Raw genomic sequence first — 19,606 nt, forward strand, 5'->3', positions numbered from 1 at the left:
GCCACGCGCCCCAGCCCAGCGGGCGAGAACGCCAGGGCCACCCCTCACACGAGCGACGGACAGCCCCGGCGTTGACGACCGGCGTCAGCCCAGGTGCGCGGGGGCCGGCGCGGCGCCATGGGCGGCCTTGCCGCGCTCAGGGCGTGGCGTGTTCATCAGCACGCCCACCACCACCGCTGCCGCCGTGAGGATCACCGACGACCAGACGAACGCGTGGGAGAAGCCCTCGACCAGCCCGTCCTTGGCGGTGGCCGGTGTCATACGGCGGGCGTGGTCGCGCAGGTAGTCGGCGGTCGCGCTGGTGGCGATGGTGTTGAGCATCGCCGTGCCGATCGAACCGCCGATCTGCTGGGCCGTGTTCACCGTGGCGGAGGCGATGCCCGCGTCCTGCGGCCGCACGCCGTGGGTCGCGTAGTTCATCGAGGGGGCCATCACCAGGCCCATGCCGAAGCCGACGAGGAGTTCGGAGGGCAGCACGCCCGCCGCGTACGAGCTTCCCGTCTCCAGCGGGACCAGCAGCGCCACCCCGGTGGCCGCGCACAGCAGACCCGGCACGACCAGCGCCCGGGGCGGCACCCGGGGGATGAGGCGGGCGGCGACGCCGCCCGCGGCGGCCAGCACGGCCGCGGTCATCGGCAGGAAGGCCACGCCGGTGACCAGCGCCGAGTACCCCTTGACGATCTGCATGTAGTAGGTGAGGAAGAGGAACATCGCGAACATGCCGACCACCGACAGGCCGACCGCCAGATAGGCGCTGCCCCGGGTACGGTCCGCGATCACGCGGATCGGCAGCAGCGGCCGGGCGGCGCGCCGCTCCACCAGGACGAAGGCGGTGAGCAGCACCACGCCCAGGACGAGCAGCCCGGTCACCAGCCGGGAGTCCCAGCCCTCGGACTCGGCCTCGCTGCATCCGTAGACCAGTGACACCAGACCGGAGACGGCCAGCAGCAGGCCGGGGATGTCGAAGCGCGCCCGCTCCCCGGCGGGCCGGTCGGCGGGCAGGACGGACCAGCTGAACGCCGCGACGACGGCGATCGGCACGTTGACGTAGAGGCACCAGCGCCAGTCCAGGTACTCGGTCAGCAGCCCGCCGACGACCAGGCCGATCGCGCCGCCGCCCGCCGCGATCGCCCCGAAGATGCCGAACGCCTTGGCGCGCTCGCGCGCCTCGGTGAAGTTCACGGCCAGCAGCGACAGCGCCGAGGGCGCGAGCAGCGCGGCGAAGGCGCCCTGCAGCGCCCGGGCCCCGAGCAGCGTCCCGAGCCCCTGGGCGGCGCCGCCGAGCGCGGAGGCCCCGGCGAAGCCGATCAGGCCGATCAGGAAGGCCCGCCTGCGGCCGGTGTAGTCGGCGATCCGGCCGCCGAACAGCAGCAGACTGCCGAAGGCCAGGGTGTAGGCGGTGATGACCCACTGCCGGTCACCGGCGGAGATGCCCAGGTCGCGCTGGGCGGAGGGCAGGGCGATGTTCACGATGGTGATGTCGAGAACGATCATCAGCTGGGCGAGGCCGATGAAGAGCAGGGCGAGCCAGCGCCGGGGATTGGCCTCGGACGATGGGGCAGCGGGCGGTGCGGCCTCGGGCGGTATGGCTGAGGGCTCGGACATGACGGTGCCTTTCTGGTCGTGCGGTGCGGACGGCGAGCGGTGATCAGTCGACGTCGGCACGGGCGTCGTCGATCACTCGCTCCCGGATGCGGGTGAAGGCGGCGGCGTCCACGGCCGGGCCGCCGAGGGGCGTGGCGGGCCGCGCGGAGCCGCTGGGGCGCAGCCCGTCCACGTACAGATCGAGCTGGCGGTGGGCGAGGGCGTCGTCGTCCGGGATGCGGCCGCCGCCGGGCAGTGGCCGCGAGAGCCGGATGATCATCAGGACGATGTCGCCGAAGACGACATCGGGGCGGATCGCACCGGCCGCGCGGGCGCGGGCGAGGAGGCCGTCGACGGTCTCGACGGGGTCGGCGGCGTCGCCGCGCTCCCGGCCGAAGAGTTCGCCGGCGGTGATGTGGCCCAGCAGGGCCGGCACCACGGACCCGATCTTGAGGTCGAGGGCGGCGTGCATGAAGCGCCGCAGGGCGTCGGCCGGGTCGCCCTCCGCGCCGGCGGCCCGCCGCGCGGCCGCGTCCACCGCGGTGAAGACCTCGGCGGCCACGCCGCGGAGGAGGTCGGGTCGGGTGGGAAACCGCCGGTAGAGGGTGGCGATGCCGACCCCGGCGCGCCGGGCGATCTCGTCCAGCGGGGCGTCCGGCCCCTGGTCCGCGAGGACCTCCCGGGCGGCGCGCAGGATCTCCTCGCGGTTGCGGCGCGCGTCGGCGCGCATGCGGGGCGGGGCGGGATCAGTGGACACGAGGGGTCTCCTGCAAAGGGCGCACACGAAGCCATGTGGAGAGTTTTTCTCCACATAGCTGAGAGCGTAGCGCTCCCCGCCATCTTATTCAACGGGTGATGAAAAAGGTCCGGCGGCAGGACACCAAAAGGGCCCGGCCCCCGCTCGAAGCGGGGACCGGGCCCTGACGGCGCGTGGGTGCCGCGCGGCGGATCAGGCCAGGTTGACCGAACGGGCCGACGTGGCGCCGATCTCCTCGGCGATCTCGGTGAGCACACCCTGCGGAATCGTGTCGTCCACGGTCAGCGCGACCAGTGCGGCACCGCCCACGGCGGCACGCGAGACCTGCATGCCCGCGATGTTGATGCCCGCCTCGCCCAGGATGCGGCCGAGCGTGCCGACGACGCCGGGACGGTCGGTGTAGCGGAGGAAGGCCATGTGGTCGGCGAGCGCCAGGTCGACGTCGTACTCCCCGACCGCGACGATCTTCTGCAGGTGCTTCGGACCGGCCAGCGTGCCGGAGATCGAGACCTCCGTACCGTCGGCCAGGGTGCCGCGCACGATCACCACATTGCGGTGCTCCGAGGACTCCGAGCTGGTGGTCAGCCGCACCTCGACGCCGCGCTCCTGCGCGAACAGCGGGGCGTTCACGTAACTCACGGTCTCATCGACGACGTCCTCGAAGACGCCCTTGAGCGCGGACAGCTCCAGCACCTTGACGTCGTGCTGGGTGATCTCGCCGTACACCTCGACGTCCAGCCGGACGGCGACCTCGCCCGCGAGCGCGGTGAAGATCCGGCCCAGCTTCTCGGCCAGCGGCAGCCCGGGGCGCACGTCCTCGGCGATCACGCCGCCCTGCACGTTCACCGCGTCCGGGACCAGCTCGCCCGCGAGGGCCAGCCGCACCGAGCGCGCGACCGCGATGCCCGCCTTCTCCTGGGCCTCGCCGGTGGAGGCGCCCAGGTGCGGGGTGGCGACCACGTTGTCGAACTCGAACAGCGGGGAGTCGGTGCACGGCTCCTTGGAGAACACGTCGAGACCGGCCCCGGCGACCCGGCCCTCCTTGAGGGCGGCGGCCAGCGCCGCCTCGTCCACGATCCCGCCACGGGCCGCGTTGACGATGCGGACCTCGGGCTTGACCTTGCGCAGCGCCTCGTCGCCGATCAGGCCGACCGTCTCGGGGGTCTTCGGCAGGTGGACGGTGATGAAGTCCGAGACCTCGAGCAGCTCGTCGAGGGAGAGCAGCTTCACACCCATCTGCGCGGCGCGCGCGGGCTGCACGTACGGGTCGTACGCGACGACCTTCATCCCGAAGGCGGACATGCGCTGGGCCACCAGGACGCCGATGCGGCCGAGGCCGACGACGCCGAGGGTCTTCTCGCTCAGCTCCACACCGGTGTACTTGCTGCGCTTCCACTCGCCGTTCTTCAGCGCGGCGTTCGCCTGCGGAATGTTGCGGGCGGTGGCGACCAGCAGGCCGCAGGCCAGCTCGGCGGCGGTGACGATGTTGGACGTCGGCGCGTTGACGACCATGACGCCCGCCTTGGTGGCGGCCGAAACATCCACATTGTCCAGGCCGACACCCGCCCGGGCGACCACCTTCAGCTTCTTCGCCGCGGCGATGGCTTCCGCGTCGACCTTGGTCGCGCTGCGGACGAGGATCGCGTCCACGTCGGCCAGGGCGGGAAGCAGTTCGTCTCGGTCCGCGCCGTTGCAGCTCCGGATCTCGAAATCCGGGCCCAGGGCGTCGACCGTGGCGGGCGACAGCTCTTCGGCGATGAGTACGACGGGTTTACCGGGGGAAGCAGTGCTCACGTGGTCTTCAGTCCTCACTAGTCCTCAGCGGACGGCCGTCCCGACGGCCGCAGGCGGTGAAGGGTTCCAGCCGCGTGGAAGACGCACGACGCTGTGAGCCTGACGCGTTTGTTGCAGGAAAGTGTAGTAGCGATCGGGCCTGTGTAATGCGCCTATGCGGCAGGATCACCCGCACGTGGTGGTGCGCGGTGGACAACGGCGAACCGGGTGTGGCGGGGGTTCCAGGGAACCCCCGCCACACCCGGGGCACGGTCCACCGCGCCGTCCGGGCGCTTACGCCTCGTCGTCGACCCAGCTCATGAGCTTGCGCAGCTCCTTGCCCGTGGTCTCCAGGAGGTGGTCCTCGTCCGCCTTCTTCAGCTCGTTGTACTTCGGCAGACCGGCGTTGTACTCCGCCATCCAGTTCTTGGCGAAGGTGCCGTCCTGGATCTCGCCGAGGATCTTCTTCATCTCGGCCTTGGTGGAGTCGTTGATGATCCGCGGGCCGGAGACGTAGTCGCCCCACTCGGCGGTCTCGGAGATCGACCAGCGCATCTTCTCCAGGCCGCCCTCGTACATGAGGTCCACGATCAGCTTCAGCTCGTGGAGGCACTCGAAGTACGCGATCTCCGGCTGGTAGCCGGCCTCGGTCAGGGTCTCGAACCCGGCCTTGACCAGCGCCGCGGTGCCACCGCACAGCACCGCCTGCTCGCCGAAGAGGTCCGTCTCGGTCTCCTCGGTGAAGGTGGTCTTGATGACACCGGCCCGGGTGCCGCCGATGCCCTTGGCGTACGACAGGGCGAGCGGGAAGGCGTTACCCGTGGCGTCCTGCTCGACGGCCGCGATGCACGGCACGCCGCGGCCCTCCTCGTACTGGCGGCGGACCAGGTGCCCCGGGCCCTTGGGGGCGACCATGCAGACGTCGATGTTGCCCGGCGGCTTGATGAAGTCGTACCGGATGTTGAGGCCGTGCCCGAAGAACAGCGCGTCGCCGTCCTTCAGGTTGTCCTTCACGGACTCCTCGTAGACCTTGGCCTGGATCGGGTCCGGGACCAGGATCATGATGACGTCGGCCTCGGCGGCCGCCTCGGCGGGGCTCACCACGCGCAGCCCCTGCTCCTCGGCCTTGGCCTTGGACTTGGAGCCCTCCTGCAGGCCGACGCGGACGTCGACGCCCGAGTCGCGCAGCGACAGCGCGTGGGCGTGGCCCTGGCTGCCGTAGCCAAGGATCGCGACCTTGCGGCCCTGGATGATGGACAGGTCGGCGTCGTCGTCGTAGAACAGCTCGGCCACTTCGGGATTCTCCTAGCGTGTGGGTTGTGCGTCCCACCGTATGACGGGCGGGCGGGTGAAGGTTCGGGGGTCTCGTCAGGCGGACCGGTCGAGCGCGCGCAGGCTCCGGTCGGTGATGGAGCGGGCGCCGCGCCCTATGGCGATCGTGCCGGACTGCACCAGCTCCTTGATGCCGTACGGTTCCAGCATCTTGAGCATGGCCTCGAGCTTGTCGCTGCTGCCGGTGGCCTCGATGGTCACGGCCTCCGGGGAGACGTCCACGGTCTTGGCGCGGAACAGCTGGACGATCTCGACGATCTGGGAGCGGGTCTCGTTGTCGGCGCGGACCTTCACGAGAACGAGTTCCCGCTGAATGGCCGAGCCGTCCTCCAGCTCGACGATCTTCAGAACGTTGACGAGCTTGTTGAGCTGCTTGGTGACCTGCTCGAGCGGCAGCTCCTCGACATTGACCACGATGGTGATGCGGGAGATGTCGGGGTGCTCGGTGACGCCCACGGCGAGCGAGTCGATGTTGAAGCCGCGGCGGGAGAACAGGGCGGCGATCCGGGCGAGGATGCCGGGGGTGTTCTCCACCAGGACGGAGAGCGTGTGCTTGGACATGGCGTGTGTCTCTCTTCTTCTTCTCTCGGTCCCGTGGCCTCAGTCGTCTTCGCCGTCGCCGAAGTCCGGGCGGGTGTCCCGCGCCGCCAGGATCTCGTCGTTGGAGGTGCCGGCCGCGACCATCGGCCACACCATGGCGTCCTCGTGGACGATGAAGTCCACGACCACCGGCCGGTCGTTGATCGCGTTGGCCTTCTCGATCACGGCGTCCAGGTCGGCCGGGTCCTCGCAGCGGATGCCGATGCAGCCCATGGCCTCGGCGAGCTTCACGAAGTCCGGGACCCTGGTGCCCGCGCTGGGCTGGGTGGTGTCAGCGCCCGGGCCGGAGTGCAGCACGGTGTTGGAGTAGCGCTGGTTGTAGAACAGGGTCTGCCACTGGCGGACCATGCCCAGCGCGCCGTTGTTGATGATCGCGACCTTGATCGGGATGTTGTTCAGCGCGCAGGTGACCAGCTCCTGGTTGGTCATCTGGAAGCAGCCGTCACCGTCGATCGCCCAGACCGTACGGTCCGCCGCACCGGCCTTGGCGCCCATGGCGGCCGGGACGGCGTAGCCCATGGTCCCGGCGCCGCCCGAGTTCAGCCAGGTAGCGGGCTGCTCGTACTGGATGAAGTGGGCGGACCACATCTGGTGCTGGCCGACGCCCGCGGCGAAGACGGTGCCCTCCGGGGCCAGCTCGCCGATCCGCTGGATGACCTGCTGCGGCGACAGGCTGCCGTCCTCGGGCAGGTCATAGCCGAGCGGGTAGGTCTCGCGCCACCGGTTCAGGTCCTCCCACCAGCCGGTGTAGTCGCCGGTGTGGCCCGCGTCGTGCTCGGCCTGGACCGCGACGACCAGGTCCGCGATGACCTCGCGGGCGTCCCCGACGATCGGCACGTCGGCGGCGCGGTTCTTACCGATCTCCGCCGGGTCGATGTCCGCGTGCACGATCTTGGCGTGGGGGGCGAACGAGTCGAGCTTGCCGGTGACCCGGTCGTCGAAGCGCGCGCCGAGCGCCACGATCAGGTCCGCCTTCTGCAGGCCGGTGACGGCCGCGACGGTGCCGTGCATGCCCGGCATGCCGAGGTGGAGGTGGTGGCTGTCGGGGAAGGCCCCGAGCCCCATCAGGGTGGTGGTGACCGGCGCCCCGGTCAGCTCGGCCAGCACCCGCAGCTCAGCGGTGGCGTGCGCCTTGAGGACGCCACCGCCCACGTACAGCACCGGGCGCTGGGCCTCGGTGATCAGCCGGGCGGCCTCGCGGATCTGCTTGGCGTGCGGCTTGGTGACCGGGCGGTAGCCGGGCAGGTCGGTCTGCGGCGGCCAGGAGAAGGTGGTCTTGGCCTGGAGCGCGTCCTTGGCGATGTCGACCAGGACCGGGCCGGGGCGGCCGGTGGCGGCGATGTGGAACGCCTCTGCGATCGTCCGCGGGATGTCCTCGGCCTTGGTGACCAGGAAGTTGTGCTTGGTGATCGGCATCGTGATGCCGCAGATGTCCGCCTCCTGGAAGGCGTCCGTGCCGATCGCCTTGGAGGCCACCTGCCCGGTGATCGCGACGATCGGGACCGAGTCCATGTGGGCGTCGGCGATCGGGGTGACCAGGTTCGTGGCGCCGGGGCCCGAGGTCGCCATGCAGACGCCGACCTTGCCGGTGGCCTGGGCGTAACCGGTGGCGGCGTGGCCCGCGCCCTGCTCATGACGGACGAGTACGTGCCTGACCTTCGAGGAGTCCATCATCGGGTCGTACGCGGGGAGGATCGCACCGCCGGGGATCCCGAAGACGGTGTCGGCGCCCACCTCCTCGAGCGAACGGATGAGGGACTGCGCGCCCGTGACGTGCTCGACGGTGGCGGACTGCGGTCCGCCGTTACGGGCCCGCGGCTGGGGATGATGGGCCCCGGAGGCCTGCTCGGTCATCGGCATTCTCTTCTCGAATGAGGTGTGATGCGGGAGGAAGGCGCTGCACAGGCGTCAGTGCAACAAAAAACCCCTCGTGCCGTGAGGCAAGCGAGGGGAGCGCGCCGGTGGGGGTCCGCAGGGCTTCAACATGACCCTGCTCAGCCGACGCGCTGTCCAAGTACGAGAATTCGGGTGCGCATGGCTCCGACCCTCCCCCCCGCGCGTATCAAGTGTCAAGTGGGTGGGACAGGAGTCTCAGTATTTGAGCGGGTCGGTGGGTGGGTGTGGTGCGCCTCCGGGCGCCGGGGCCCGTGCCCGCCGTATCCGCCGTGCCGCACCGGCAGCCCGCCGCCGACCAGCAACGGGGCGTCCGAGCGCGGCACCGGATAGCCGCCGCGGATCAGCGCCCGGCGCAGCCGGTGCTCATCCAGCGGCCCGCTGAAGACCATGCCCTGGGCGTGGGTGCACCCCATGCCGCGCAGGGTGACCAGCTGCTCGGGCAGGTCCACGCCCTCCGCGATGGACTGCATCCCGAGGTCGCCGCCGATCCGCAGCAGCCCTGAGGTGATCTTGTGCAGCCGGGAGGACTCCACCACCCCCTCGACCAGCCCCTGGTCCAGCTTGAGCACGTCGATGGGGAGCCGGCGCAGCGCCCTGATCGCGGCGTAGCCGCTGCCGAAGCCGTCGAGCGCGATCCGCACCCCCAGGCGGCGCAGCGCGCCGAGGCGGTGCTCCAGCTCGTCCAGCGGCACCCGGGGGTCGCTGTCGGTCAGCTCCAGGATCAGCGCGCCGGACGGCAGGCCGTGCCGGGCGAGCAGGGTCTCGACGGCCTTGGGCGGCATCGACTTGTCGACCAGACGCCCCGCGGGCAGCCGCACGCAGACGGGGACCATATGGCCGTCGCGGCGGCGCTCGGCGGCCTGTTCCACGGCGGCCTCCAGCGTCCACCGGGTCAGCTCGGCGGTGCGGGCGCCTTCTTCGCCCGCGCGGCCGTGGTCTCCGCCGCGCCCGTTGTCGGCGACCCTCAGGAACTCGCCCGGGGTGAACAGGATGCCCTGGGCGGAGCGCCAGCGGGGCTGCGCCGCGACGGCGGTGACCCGGCCGGTCGCCAGCTCCACGACGGGCTGGTGCAGCAGCACGAACTCACCGTCGTGCAGGGCGGCGCGCAGTCTCGTGGCGACCTCGGCGCGGCGCGCCACCTCGGCCTGCATCTGCGGGGCGTACAGCTCGACGCGGTTCTTCCCGGCGGCCTTGGCCCGGTACATGGCCAGGTCGGCGTTGCGCATCAGGGCGCCGGGGCTGGTGCCGGGCTCGGCGAAGGCGACGCCGATGCTGGCGGCGACCCGCACCTCGGTGCCGCCCTCGACCCGGTAGGGCTGGGAGAGCCGGGCCCGCAGCCGGTCGGCGATCTCCAGGATGCGGCATTCGCGGGTGCTGGTGTCCCCGGCGCCGTCGCCCACGATGAGGGCGGCGAACTCGTCGCCCCCGAGCCGGGCGGCGCAGTCGCCGGAGCCGGAGCGCACGGACTCCTGGAGCCGGCGGGCGGCCTGGACCAGCAGCTCGTCGCCCGCCTGGTGGCCGACGGTGTCGTTGACGGCCTTGAAGCCGTCGAGGTCGATGAAGAGCACGGCGGTGCCCGCGTCGGTGCGGCGGCGGCCGCCGACCGCGTGCCGGACGCGCTTGGTGAACAGGGCGCGGTTGGGCAGGTCGGTCAGCGGGTCGTGCTCGGCGCTGTGCTGGAGCTGGGCCTGGAGCCGGACCCGCTCGGTGACATCGCGGCTGTTGAAGATCAGGCCGCCGTGGTGGCGGTTGATCGTCGACTCCACGTTGAGCCAGTCGCCGGAGCCGGAGCGGAAACGGCACTCGATGCGAGTGGTGGGCTCCTCGCCCGGCGAGGCGGCCAGGAAGCGGCGGACCTCGTGGACCACCGGGCCCAGGTCCTCGGGGTGGATGAGCGAGGCCAGTTCGGAGCCCATCAGCTCGTCCGCGTCCCGCCCGTAGACGCCGGAGGCGGCTGGGCTGACGTACCGCAGGATGCCGGTGGGCGCGGCGATCATGATCACATCGCTGGAGCTCTGCACCAGGGACCGGAAGTGGTTCTCCTTCTGCGCCAGCTCCTGGGTGAGCGCGATGTTGTCCATGAGCATGATCGCCTGCCGGACGAGCAGGGCGAGCACGACCGCGCATGCGGTGAAGAGCACTCCCCCGTCGACCGGGCGGCCGTCCATCACGTTGAACAGGATCCCCAGCGTGCAGACGGCGGCGGCGAGATACGGCGCCAGGGCGGCGAACGCGCCCGCCGTGGGGCGGCTCGGCCGGTCGGAGCGGCGCGCCACGGGCGGCGGGGTCTCGGCGGCGTCCCGCCGGGCCACCCAGGGCGCGTACGCGAGCAGCAGCGAACCGGCGAACCATCCGGCGTCCAGGATCTGGCCGGAGTGGTAGCGCTCGTGGAGCAGCGGCGAGGTGAACAGCGCGTCGCACAGCACGGTCAGGGCGAACGCGGCGATCGCGGTGTTGACCGCCGACCGGCTGGCCGACGACGAGCGCCGGAAGTGCAGCACGATCACCATGCTGACCAGCACGATGTCCAGCAGCGGATAGGCGAGCGAGAAGGCCCTGCGGGCCACGCTCTCGGCGTCCCCGCCGAACTCCCCGGTGTGGGCGAGCGCGAGGCTCCACGACAGGGTCATCAGCGATCCGGCGATCAGCCAGGCGTCCAGGCCCAGGCAGATCCATCCGGCCCGGTTCTGCGGGCGCTTGGCGAGCACCAGCATGCCCACGATCGCGGGCGGCGCGAAGAGCAGGAAACAGACATCGGCGAACGAGGGGGTGGGGACGGCACGGCCCAGCACCACCTCGTACCACCCCCAGGTGGCGTTGCCCAGGGCGGCCATGGCGGAGGAGGCCGCGAACAGCAGCCATGCCGGGCGCATCCGCCCCGCATTCCCGCGCCCGTGCCACAGACAGGAGGCCGCGGCCGTGAGCGCGGCCGCGGCCAGGCCGAAATCGCCCATGAAGACGGCCAGTTCGGCCGATCCCCAGCCGAGCACCGCACCCACCGCGTACCCGGCGCAGACCAGGACGAGGGCGACCTGGGGCAGCAGCCGGGTGCCGCCGGAGACCGACGGCCGGGCGAGCACCGCTCCGGTGGCGCTCACCGCGCTGCCACCCGTCGCGCGAGGGGGCGCGGCCGCGCGAGCCGTATCCCCATGAGCTTCGTCATCGAGAGCCGCGCGGCTGCGCGGAATAGTCGCGGTCGACGCCTGAGCTGCGTCGGGTCGTTGGTCCATTGGCCATACATCGCCCGTCGCCCCCCTCGAGTTCCGGTCCATCGCTGACGCCGTCAGGTCATTGGCGCAGCCCCCGCTCGGGACGATACACCAGACTGGTCACTCAGGGACATAGGCCATCTACTCAACGTAACCGACTACGGCGTTGTATATACGGAGTGCAGTCAATCGATGCCTGTATGTACTGCCAGGGGCATGTTGCCCCCTCGTCTACCCCGTGGTCATCATCAGATGTTCCATCGGCTCGCCCGCGGCGAACCGGCGCAGCTGGGCGCGCAACAGCCGCTTGGCGCGCGGCCGGAAGGCCGACGAGGGGCCGCCCACATGCGGGGTGATGAGCACTCCTGGAGCGTGCCACAGCGGATGCCCGGCGGGCAGGGGCTCGGGGTCGGTGACATCCAGCGCGGCGCGCAGCCGGCCGCTCTCCACCTCGGCGAGGAGTGCCTTGGTGTCCACCACCGCGCCCCGTGCGACGTTCACCAACAGCGCTCCGTCCTTCATCTTCGCCAGGAAATCCGCTCCGGCCAGGCCCCGGGTCTGCTCGGTCAGCGGGGTCACCAGGACAACGACGTCGGCCTCCGGAAGCAGTTGAGGCAAGGCGTCGATCGGGTGCACCGGACCGCGCTCGGTCGTGCGCGGGGAGCGCGCGACGCGCGTCACCCGCTCGCACTCAAAGGGTTCGAGCCGGTCCTCGATCGCGCTGCCGATCGAACCGTATCCGACGATCAGAACGGACTTGTCGGCGAGCGCCGGACGGAAGCCGGAGTTCCATTCCCCGGCGTCCTGCGCGCGGACAAAACCGGGGATGTCACGCAGCGACGCCAGGATCAGGGTCAGGGCCAGCTCGGCGGTGCTCGCGTCGTGCAGCCCCCGGGCGTTGCACAGCTGCACGCCGGGGACGACGCGTGACATGGCGGGCAGCAGGCTGTCTATGCCCGCGGTGAGCGTCTGGATCACCCGCAGGCCGGTCATGGCCTCCAGCGGCCGGGCCAGCACCTCGGGACGCTTCATGTACGGCGCGCAGTAGAAGGCGACGCGGGCGGGGTCGGTGGGGTACTCGGGGCCACCGTCCCAGTGGGCGTACTCCAGGCTCTCGGGCAGGCCCTCGATCTCCTCGGGCGGGATGGGCAGCCAGACGAGGGGGCGGGCCGAGCCGCCGGACGCGGCATGAGACGAATCGTGGTGCCGGAACGTATCGCTGTGATCTGCACTCATGCCAGGAGGCTATGCGAAGTGAGGCTCTCCGCAGAGGTTAGTTTGGTGCGAGAAACGGGAGGGGTCAGGCCAGGTGGAGCGCAGGACAATCGGAGCGGCGGCGCTCGAGGTGGGTGCCATCGGCCTTGGGTGTATGCCCATGAGCTGGGCATACACCGCTTCGCAGCGCAACGGCGAGCACTCGCTGCGCGCCGTGCACACCGCGCTCGACGCGGGTGCGAGCCTGCTGGACACCGCCGACATGTACGGCCCCTTCACCAATGAACTGCTGGTGGGCCGGGCGCTCAAGGAGCGGCGCGCGGACGCCTTCGTGTCCACCAAGTGCGGACTGCTCGTCGGCGAGCAGCACATCGTGGCCAACGGGCGGCCCGGCTATGTGAAGCGGGCGTGCGACGCCTCCCTGCGGCGGCTGCAGACCGATGTGATCGATCTCTACCAGCTGCACCGGGCCGATCCCGAGGTGCCGATAGAGGAGACCTGGGGCGCGATGGCGGAGCTGGTCGCCGCGGGCAAGGTGCGGGCGCTGGGGCTGTGCGCGGTGGGGGCGCGGGCCCAGCGGCGGGCCGGTGCGCGGATGCACGACGCGACGGTGCGCCAGCTGGAGCGGGTGCAGCAGGTCTTCCCGGTGAGCTGTGTGGAGGCCGAGCTGTCGGTGTGGTCGCCCGAGGCGCTGGAGGCGCTGGTGCCGTGGTGCGCCTCGCGCGGGGTGGGCTTCCTGGCGGCGATGCCGCTGGGCAACGGCTTCCTGAGCGGGACGCTCACGCCGGGGCAGGGCTTCGAGCCGGAGGACATGCGGGCCCGGCACCCGCGCTTCACGGCAGAGATGATGGCGGCGAACCAGCCCATCGTGGCCGGGCTGCGGCGGGTCGCGCGGCGGCACGGGGAGACGGTGACGGCGGCTCAGGTGGCGCTGGCGTGGCTGCTGGCCCAGGGGCCGCACGTGGTGCCGGTGCCGGGGACCAAGCGGGAGCGCTGGGCGGCGGAGAACGCGGCGGCGGCTGAGGTGATGCTGACCGCCGACGATCTCGCCGAGATCGCCACGCTGCCGCCCGCCCGGGGGTCGTGGGACTGAGCGTCTCCGCTGGGGCGGGTGGGCTCCGGTTCGAGGAAGGGAACCCGGCGCGGAGCTGCGGTGTATAAGAATCAGTGCCGTGCCGCGGCACACGTGCCCCACCGAGAGGAACCCGACCGTGCGACGTCCTCGCATCACCCCCGCCCTCGCCGCCCCCGCCCTGGCCGCCGCGGCCGCGCTGTCGTTGATCACCGGCTGCTCGACCGGTGATGTGAAGTCCCCCTTCGAGCGGTCGGGCTCGTCCGCGCCCGGGAAGGAGGGCTCCAAGGGCGGCTCCCCGTCGTCGGCGCCCTCGACCAGTGAGTCGGCGGCGCCCAGGAAGGGTTCGGCGAAGGTGGTGAGCATGCTCACCACCAAGCTGCGATCGCCTTGGGGGGTGGCCCCGCTGCCGGGCGGGGATCTGCTGGTGTCCTCCCGGGACACCGGGAAGATCTTCAAGATCTCGGCGGACAGCGGGAAGCAGACCGAGCTGGGGTCCGTGCCCGGCGTCTCCCCCGCGGGCGAGGGCGGTCTGCTGGGGCTTGCGGTCTCCTCCGACTTCGGCGCGGACCACATGGTGTACGCGTATCTCACCACCGACTCGGACAACCGGATCGTCCGGATGGTGTACGACGACAAGCGCCCCTCGGGCGATCAGCTGGGCGCGCCGGACACGATCTTCAAGGGCATCCCCAAGGGCACGATCCACAACGGCGGCCGGATCGCCTTCGGCCCGGACAAGATGCTGTACGCGGGCACGGGCGAGAGCGGTGAGCGGGGGCTCGCCCAGGACATGGACTCCTTCGGCGGCAAGATCCTGCGGATGACCCCGGACGGCGAGCCGGCGCACGGCAATCCGTCGGCCGATTCCGTCGTCTACTCCCTGGGCCACCGCAATGTGCAGGGGCTGGCCTGGGACGCCCGGAAGCGGCTGTGGGCATCCGAATTCGGCCAGGACACCTGGGACGAGCTGAATCTGATCCGGCCGGGCAAGAACTACGGCTGGCCGGAGGTGGAGGGCAAGGCCGGGAAGAAGGGGTTCGTCGATCCGGTCGAGCAGTGGAAGCCCAAGGACGCCTCGCCGAGCGGTATCGCGTTCGCCAAGGGCTCCATCTGGATGGCGGGGCTGCGCGGTGAGCGGCTGTGGCGGATCCCGCTGCGGGGGACCAAGCCGGTGGCCGCGCCACAGGCGTTCCTCACCGGGAAGTACGGGCGGCTGCGCAGTGTGGTCGCCACGGACGACGGCGGGCTGTGGCTGGTCACGAGCAATACGGACGGGCGGGGTAAGCCGGGCAAGGAGGATGACCGGATCCTGCGGCTGGACATCAGCTGACGGCGGCGGGCCCGGCCCCTTTTCGGGTGTTCTGCTTACACTGGCCGCAGTCCCACACCTACGGGGGTCGCCATGTTCAACCTCATCGAGGAGCTGTTCGCGCCCGGTCGCAAACACACCGAAGAGGAGCGCAACCGGCTGGAGTTCACGCTGGAGGACATCGGCGACAGCGACCCGGGGAAGGGGCCCATAGACCTCGACTCCGGCCAGGTGGTGATCCGCCCTCGCGAGGGCTGACGACCCGTAGCGCGCCCTACGGCACGGGCGTGCGGGCCGTGTCCGCCTCGGGCGCGCGCGGTCCGGGCACGGGCAGCGGGCTCCGCTCCGGGGCCGGTGCCTCGATGCTGATGCGCGGCAGGGTCCGCTCCAGCCAGCCCGGCAGCCACCAGTTGGCGCCGCCGAGCAGATGCATCAGGGCGGGGACCAGCAGCGTGCGGAGGACGAAGGCGTCCAGGGCGACCGCGGCCGCCAGCCCGATGCCGAACATGGCGATGGTCCGGTCGCCACTGAGCACGAACGCCGAGAAGACGGCGATCATGATGACGGCCGCGGAGTTGATCACCCGGCTGGTCTCGGCGAGGCCCACCCGGACCGCGAGCCGGTTGTCGCGGGTGTCCTGCCACTCCTCGTACATCCGGCTGACCAGGAACACCTGATAGTCCATGGAGAGGCCGAAGAGCACCGACACCATGATCACCGGCAGGAAGGGTTCGATCGGGCCCGCCCTGCCGAGCCCCAGCGGCTCGCTCCCCCAGCCCCACTGGAAGACCGCGACGACGACACCGAAGGACGACGCGACGGCGGCCACATTCATGACCGCCGCCTTGACCGGGATGCCGATGCTGCGGAACGCGAGCAGCAGCAGCACACAGCCGAGCGCCACCACCACCCCCACGAACAAGGGCAACTTGGAGACGATCACCGCCGCGAAATCGTCGTACCCCGCGGTCAGCCCGCCGACGTACACCCGCAGCGAGGTGCCCTCCTCGGCCTTCGGCAGCACCTCGGCGCGCAGCCGCTCGACGAGCCGCGAGGTGTCCGGCGACTGCGGGGCGGTGGTGGGTACGACCGTGATCACCCCGGTGTCGCCACCGCCGCCGAGGTCCGCGGCGCTCACCGAGGCGACGCCCTCGGTGGTGCGCAGGGTGGTGGTCAGCCGGGTGAAGGCCATCCGGTCCTCGGCGCCGTCGATGCTGCCGATGAGCGTCAGCGGTCCGTTGAAGCCGGGCCCGAACCCCTCGGCGAGCAGGTCGTACGCCTGCCGGGTGGTCGAGGTCTCGGGGTTGTTGCCCTGGTCGGAGGTGCCGAGCCGGAGCGAGAGGGTGGGCAGGGCGAGGGTCAGCATGACGGCGACGGCGACCGCGCCCAGCACCTTGGGGTGGCGTTCCACGAAGGACGCCCAGCGGGTGGCGAGGCCGGGCACCGCGGCGGGACGTGGCCCGTGCTCGGCCAGCCGCCGTCGTTCGCGGCGGCTCAGGGCCCGCATCCCCAGCAGCCCGAGCAGCGCGGGCAGCAGGGTGATGGAGGCGGCGACGGTGAGCGCGACCGTCAGCGCGGCGGCGACCGCGACACCGTTCAGGAAGCTCAGCCGCAGCACCAGCATGCCGAGCAGGGCCAGGCACACCGTCGCGCCCGCGAAGATCACCGCGCGGCCCGAGGTGGTCACCGCCCGCTGCGCGGCCTCGGCGACCGGCAGCCCCTGCCGCAGCCCCCGGCGGTGCCGGGTGACGATGAACAGCGCGTAGTCGATGCCGACGCCGAGCCCGATCAGCATGCCGAGCATGGGCGCGAAGTCGGCGACGGTCATGGCGTGGCCGAGCAGCCCGATCGCCGCGTACGCGGTGCCGACGCCGATGAGCGCGGTGGCGATCGGCAGCAGGGTCGCCGCGAGCGAGCCGAAGGCGAGGAAGAGGACGACGGCGGCCACGGCGACGCCGATGGCCTCGCTGAGGTGGGCGGACCCGGCCGTCTCGGTGAGCCCGGCGCCCACGCCGCCCATCTCGACCTCCAGCCCCGGGGCGGCGGCCGAGCGCGCGGTGTCCAGGACCCGGCGCACCTCGTCCTTGCCCAGGTCGGCGGCGGGTTCGCGGAAGACGACGGTGGCGTAGGCGGTGTGCTGGTCGGCGCTGACGCGGCTGGTGTCGTCGGTGCCGTACGGGCCGGTGACGGAGACGACGCCGGGCAGCTCGGCGACGCGCCGCAGCGCCGCCGTCATCCGCCGCTCGACGTCCGCGGAGCGCACGGTTCCGGCGCGGTCGGCGGTGTGCCAGACGATGGTGTCGGTGTCCCCCGCCCGGTCCGGGAACCGCTGCTCCAGCAGGCGCGAGGCCGTGGAGGAGCCGGTGCCCGGGATGTCGTAGTCGTTCGAGTACGCGGACCCGGCCACGGCCGCCGCGGCGGCGACGCCCGCGAAGAGAGCCAACCAGAGCACGATCACGACGGCGCTGCGCCTGATACACCATCGTGCGAGTGCGGCCATGGCTGCTTTCCGGTCCGTGCACCGAGTGCGGCGTGATGTGCTTGTGACCAAAGCACTCTGTCAGCCGGAAAAGATCCTTTGTCCCCTTTGTGGGCTTCCCCACATCCGGAGCAAACGCCTCCGGTAGCCCTGGGCTCAACCGCTGACCGAGGGGCGCCCGTTCTCGATGTGCCCGGTGAGGCGGCGGTGGAAGGAGGAGTCGCCCTTCGCCGTCAGCACCAGGTCGTACCAGCCGTGACCCTCCTTCGCCGAGAACTCCACGGCCCGGGTCGAGCCCGCGCGCACGCTCACCGTCCGCTGCCGCGCGTCCGCGTCGGCCACATAGGCTCGCGGGCGCACGGTGACCTCGATCGCGCGCTCCCCCTTGTTGGTGATGGTGAGCGTGAGCTGCCGTCGGCGGGCGTCGATGCCGCCGCGCACCCGCAGCCCGGCGGCGGCGCCGTCGGCCGTGCCCCGGAACTCCCGGCGGAAGCCGTTCGGCCCCGTGACGACGAGGTCGTAACCCCCGTCCCGCACGGGGACGTCCCAGGTGGACAGGGTGCCGGGGGCCAGGTCGCGGTGCTGGGGCGCCTCGTACTCGCCCGCGTACGGGAAGAGGATGATGTGCGCGCTGCGCACCCCGGCGTTGGCGAGCGCCAGCCGCATGACCCCCGCCCGCGGCTCGAAGACGCCGGACACCTCCGGCTGATACGGCAGCGGGCGGGCCGGACGCGTGCCCTCCTCCTGCCGCGGCATCCGCTGGTCGGCGGGCGGCCGCGGCGTCCAGTGGTCGCGGTCCGCCGGGGGCGGCCCCGGGTGGCGCAGCGTCCGCGGAGCGGCGGCGGCGCCGAAGGCGAAGGCGCCGGTCAGGTCGCCGCATACGGTACGGCGCCAGGCGGAGACGTTCGGCACCTCGATGCCCAGCCACTTCTCCAGGAAGCGGGTGGCGGAGGTGTGGTCGAACAGCTCGGAGCAGACGTAGCCGCCGACCGTCCACGGCGAGATCACCAGCATCGGCACCCGCATCCCCAGACCCAGCGGCCGCCCCTGCCACCACTCCTCGGCCACGTCGGCGGGCGGGTTGGGCGGCACCACGTGGTCGAAGAAGCCGTCGTTCTCGTCGTAGGTGAGGAAGACCGCGGTCTTGCGCCACACCTCGGGGTGGGCGGCGAGCGCGTCCAGGACCGCGTACGTGACGGTCGCGCTGTGCGCGGGGGTGGAGACGTCGGGGTGCTCTGAGTCGAGCGGGGACGGCACCAGGTACGACACCGCGGGCAGCCGCCCGGCCGCCACGTCGGCGCGGAACGCCTCCTCGAAGCCGCCCTCCGGGGCCCGGCGCAAGCCCCGCTCGAACAGCCGCCGCTCCTCGTCGCCGAGCTTGGCCAGACCCGCTTCCAGCCCGTCGAGAAGCCGCCGCCGCTCGGCGCCGGACGCTTCCCGCACCGCGGTGTAGAACGCGTTCGTGCCGGTGAAGCCCAGCCCGGCCAGCGCCTTGCGGGCGACGTCCTTGAACGGCCGGTAGAACTCGATGTTGTTGTCCTGGAAGTTGTCCCACTCCTGGTAGACCTGCCAGCTCACCCCGGCCCGCTCCAGCACCTCGGGGGTGGTGGTCCAGTCGTAGCCGGGGTGGCTGTCCTCCTCGTACGCGTCGTTGCCGACCGCCCGCTGTCCGCCCGGTTCGTAGCCGGTGGTGCCGCTGACCCAGTAGTTGCGGTTGGGGCTGGTGGAGGAGTGGATGGCGGAGTGGTACGCGTCGCAGATGGTGAACGTGTCCGCCAGCTCGTAGTGGAACGGGATGTCCGCACGGTCGAAGTGGACCATGGTGGCCGGGGACTTGGCGGCGATCCAGTTGTCCATCCAGCCGCCGTTCCAGGCCTTCGCGCCGCCGTCCCAGGAGTGGTCGAGCTGGCCCACGAAACGCAGGTCCTCGCGCTGCGCCTCGGCCGCCTCCCGCGCCCCGAACGGCAGGACGTGGCCGCCGCCCGGCTTCGGCTGCGCGAAGACGGATCGCCCGCCGGGCAGGGTGACGGCGCCCGGGTCGGCGTAGCCGCGGACGCCCCGGAGCGTGCCGAAGTAGTGATCGAAGGAACGGTTCTCCTGCATCAGCAGCACCACATGCTCGATGGCGTCGAGACCGCCGGGCGGCGGGGCGGGCTGCGCGGCGAGGGCGGCCTGGAGCGACGGCGGCAGCAGCGAGCCCGCCGCGACCGCCCCCGTCGCGCCGGCACCGAGTGCGACCAGCTTCCGGCGTGCGATGTCCGATGCCACCTGTGCCTCCCTGTCCGTGAGCGTCCCCACGGGAAGCTAGTGAGAGCAGATGGCCGGTGCACGTCCGCGGCGTTACGGAGCGGCGGCCGGGAGCGGGAGGGAAGCGGCC

13 protein-coding genes are annotated in these 19,606 nt (G+C 71.7%); 3 read left to right on the top strand and 10 right to left on the bottom strand.

Features of this window, described 5'->3' with window-relative positions; all coding sequences use genetic code 11:
• Positions 1-84: 84 nt before the first annotated feature.
• From ABZ562_RS14550 to ABZ562_RS14585, 8 genes are all read right to left on the bottom strand, one after another.
• Positions 85-1,605 (bottom strand): MFS transporter, encoded by a 1,521-nt coding sequence (locus tag ABZ562_RS14550; RefSeq protein ID WP_361478155.1) that lies wholly within the window; start codon positions 1,603-1,605, stop codon positions 85-87.
• A gap of 43 nt (positions 1,606-1,648) precedes the next feature.
• On the bottom strand, positions 1,649-2,341 hold the full coding sequence (locus tag ABZ562_RS14555; RefSeq protein WP_361478157.1) for a helix-turn-helix domain-containing protein: 693 nt from the start codon (positions 2,339-2,341) through the stop codon (positions 1,649-1,651).
• 192 nt (positions 2,342-2,533) lie between these two features.
• The gene (gene serA, locus ABZ562_RS14560) at positions 2,534-4,135 is read right to left on the bottom strand and encodes a phosphoglycerate dehydrogenase (RefSeq protein ID WP_361478160.1); all 1,602 of its coding nucleotides are present in this window, start codon (positions 4,133-4,135) and stop codon (positions 2,534-2,536) included.
• Positions 4,136-4,408: 273 nt separating this feature from the next.
• The gene (gene ilvC / locus ABZ562_RS14565; RefSeq protein ID WP_361478164.1) at positions 4,409-5,407 is read right to left on the bottom strand and encodes a ketol-acid reductoisomerase; all 999 of its coding nucleotides are present in this window, start codon (positions 5,405-5,407) and stop codon (positions 4,409-4,411) included.
• A gap of 75 nt (positions 5,408-5,482) precedes the next feature.
• A complete protein-coding gene (gene ilvN, locus ABZ562_RS14570; RefSeq protein ID WP_044569623.1) occupies positions 5,483-6,007 on the bottom strand; it encodes an acetolactate synthase small subunit in 525 nt (174 codons plus the stop codon).
• 39 nt (positions 6,008-6,046) lie between these two features.
• Positions 6,047-7,906 carry an acetolactate synthase large subunit gene (locus ABZ562_RS14575; RefSeq protein ID WP_361478167.1) on the bottom strand — a complete coding sequence of 620 codons (1,860 nt, stop codon included), beginning with the start codon at positions 7,904-7,906 and terminating at the stop codon, positions 6,047-6,049.
• A gap of 209 nt (positions 7,907-8,115) precedes the next feature.
• Positions 8,116-11,040: an EAL domain-containing protein gene (locus tag ABZ562_RS14580; RefSeq protein WP_361478170.1), complete on the bottom strand. Its 2,925-nt coding sequence runs from the start codon at positions 11,038-11,040 to the stop codon at positions 8,116-8,118.
• A gap of 342 nt (positions 11,041-11,382) precedes the next feature.
• Positions 11,383-12,387, bottom strand: coding sequence for a 2-hydroxyacid dehydrogenase (locus ABZ562_RS14585; protein WP_361478173.1), 1,005 nt, complete (start codon positions 12,385-12,387; stop codon positions 11,383-11,385).
• A 73-nt stretch (positions 12,388-12,460) separates the two neighbouring features.
• On the opposite strand from ABZ562_RS14585, the gene ABZ562_RS14590 reads away from it, so the two are divergent.
• The 3 genes from ABZ562_RS14590 (at position 12,461) to ABZ562_RS14600 (ending at position 15,008) form a co-directional block, all read left to right on the top strand.
• Positions 12,461-13,459 (top strand): aldo/keto reductase, encoded by a 999-nt coding sequence (locus ABZ562_RS14590; RefSeq protein WP_361478176.1) that lies wholly within the window; start codon positions 12,461-12,463, stop codon positions 13,457-13,459.
• A 118-nt stretch (positions 13,460-13,577) separates the two neighbouring features.
• The gene (locus ABZ562_RS14595; protein ID WP_361478178.1) at positions 13,578-14,771 is read left to right on the top strand and encodes a PQQ-dependent sugar dehydrogenase; all 1,194 of its coding nucleotides are present in this window, start codon (positions 13,578-13,580) and stop codon (positions 14,769-14,771) included.
• A 72-nt stretch (positions 14,772-14,843) separates the two neighbouring features.
• Complete coding sequence (locus tag ABZ562_RS14600; protein ID WP_361478181.1) at positions 14,844-15,008, top strand: DUF6191 domain-containing protein; 165 nt, start codon at positions 14,844-14,846, stop codon at positions 15,006-15,008.
• Positions 15,009-15,024: 16 nt separating this feature from the next.
• On the opposite strand, the gene ABZ562_RS14605 is transcribed toward ABZ562_RS14600, so the two are convergent.
• Positions 15,025-17,250: an MMPL family transporter gene (locus ABZ562_RS14605; protein WP_361478184.1), complete on the bottom strand. Its 2,226-nt coding sequence runs from the start codon at positions 17,248-17,250 to the stop codon at positions 15,025-15,027.
• Between the two features lie 135 nt (positions 17,251-17,385).
• The gene (locus ABZ562_RS14610; RefSeq protein WP_361478187.1) at positions 17,386-19,497 is read right to left on the bottom strand and encodes a phosphocholine-specific phospholipase C; all 2,112 of its coding nucleotides are present in this window, start codon (positions 19,495-19,497) and stop codon (positions 17,386-17,388) included.
• Positions 19,498-19,606 lie beyond the last annotated feature (109 nt).

The sequence above is a fragment of the Streptomyces sp. NPDC019937 genome, from assembly GCF_040631655.1.
Taxonomy (GTDB): domain Bacteria; phylum Actinomycetota; class Actinomycetes; order Streptomycetales; family Streptomycetaceae; genus Streptomyces.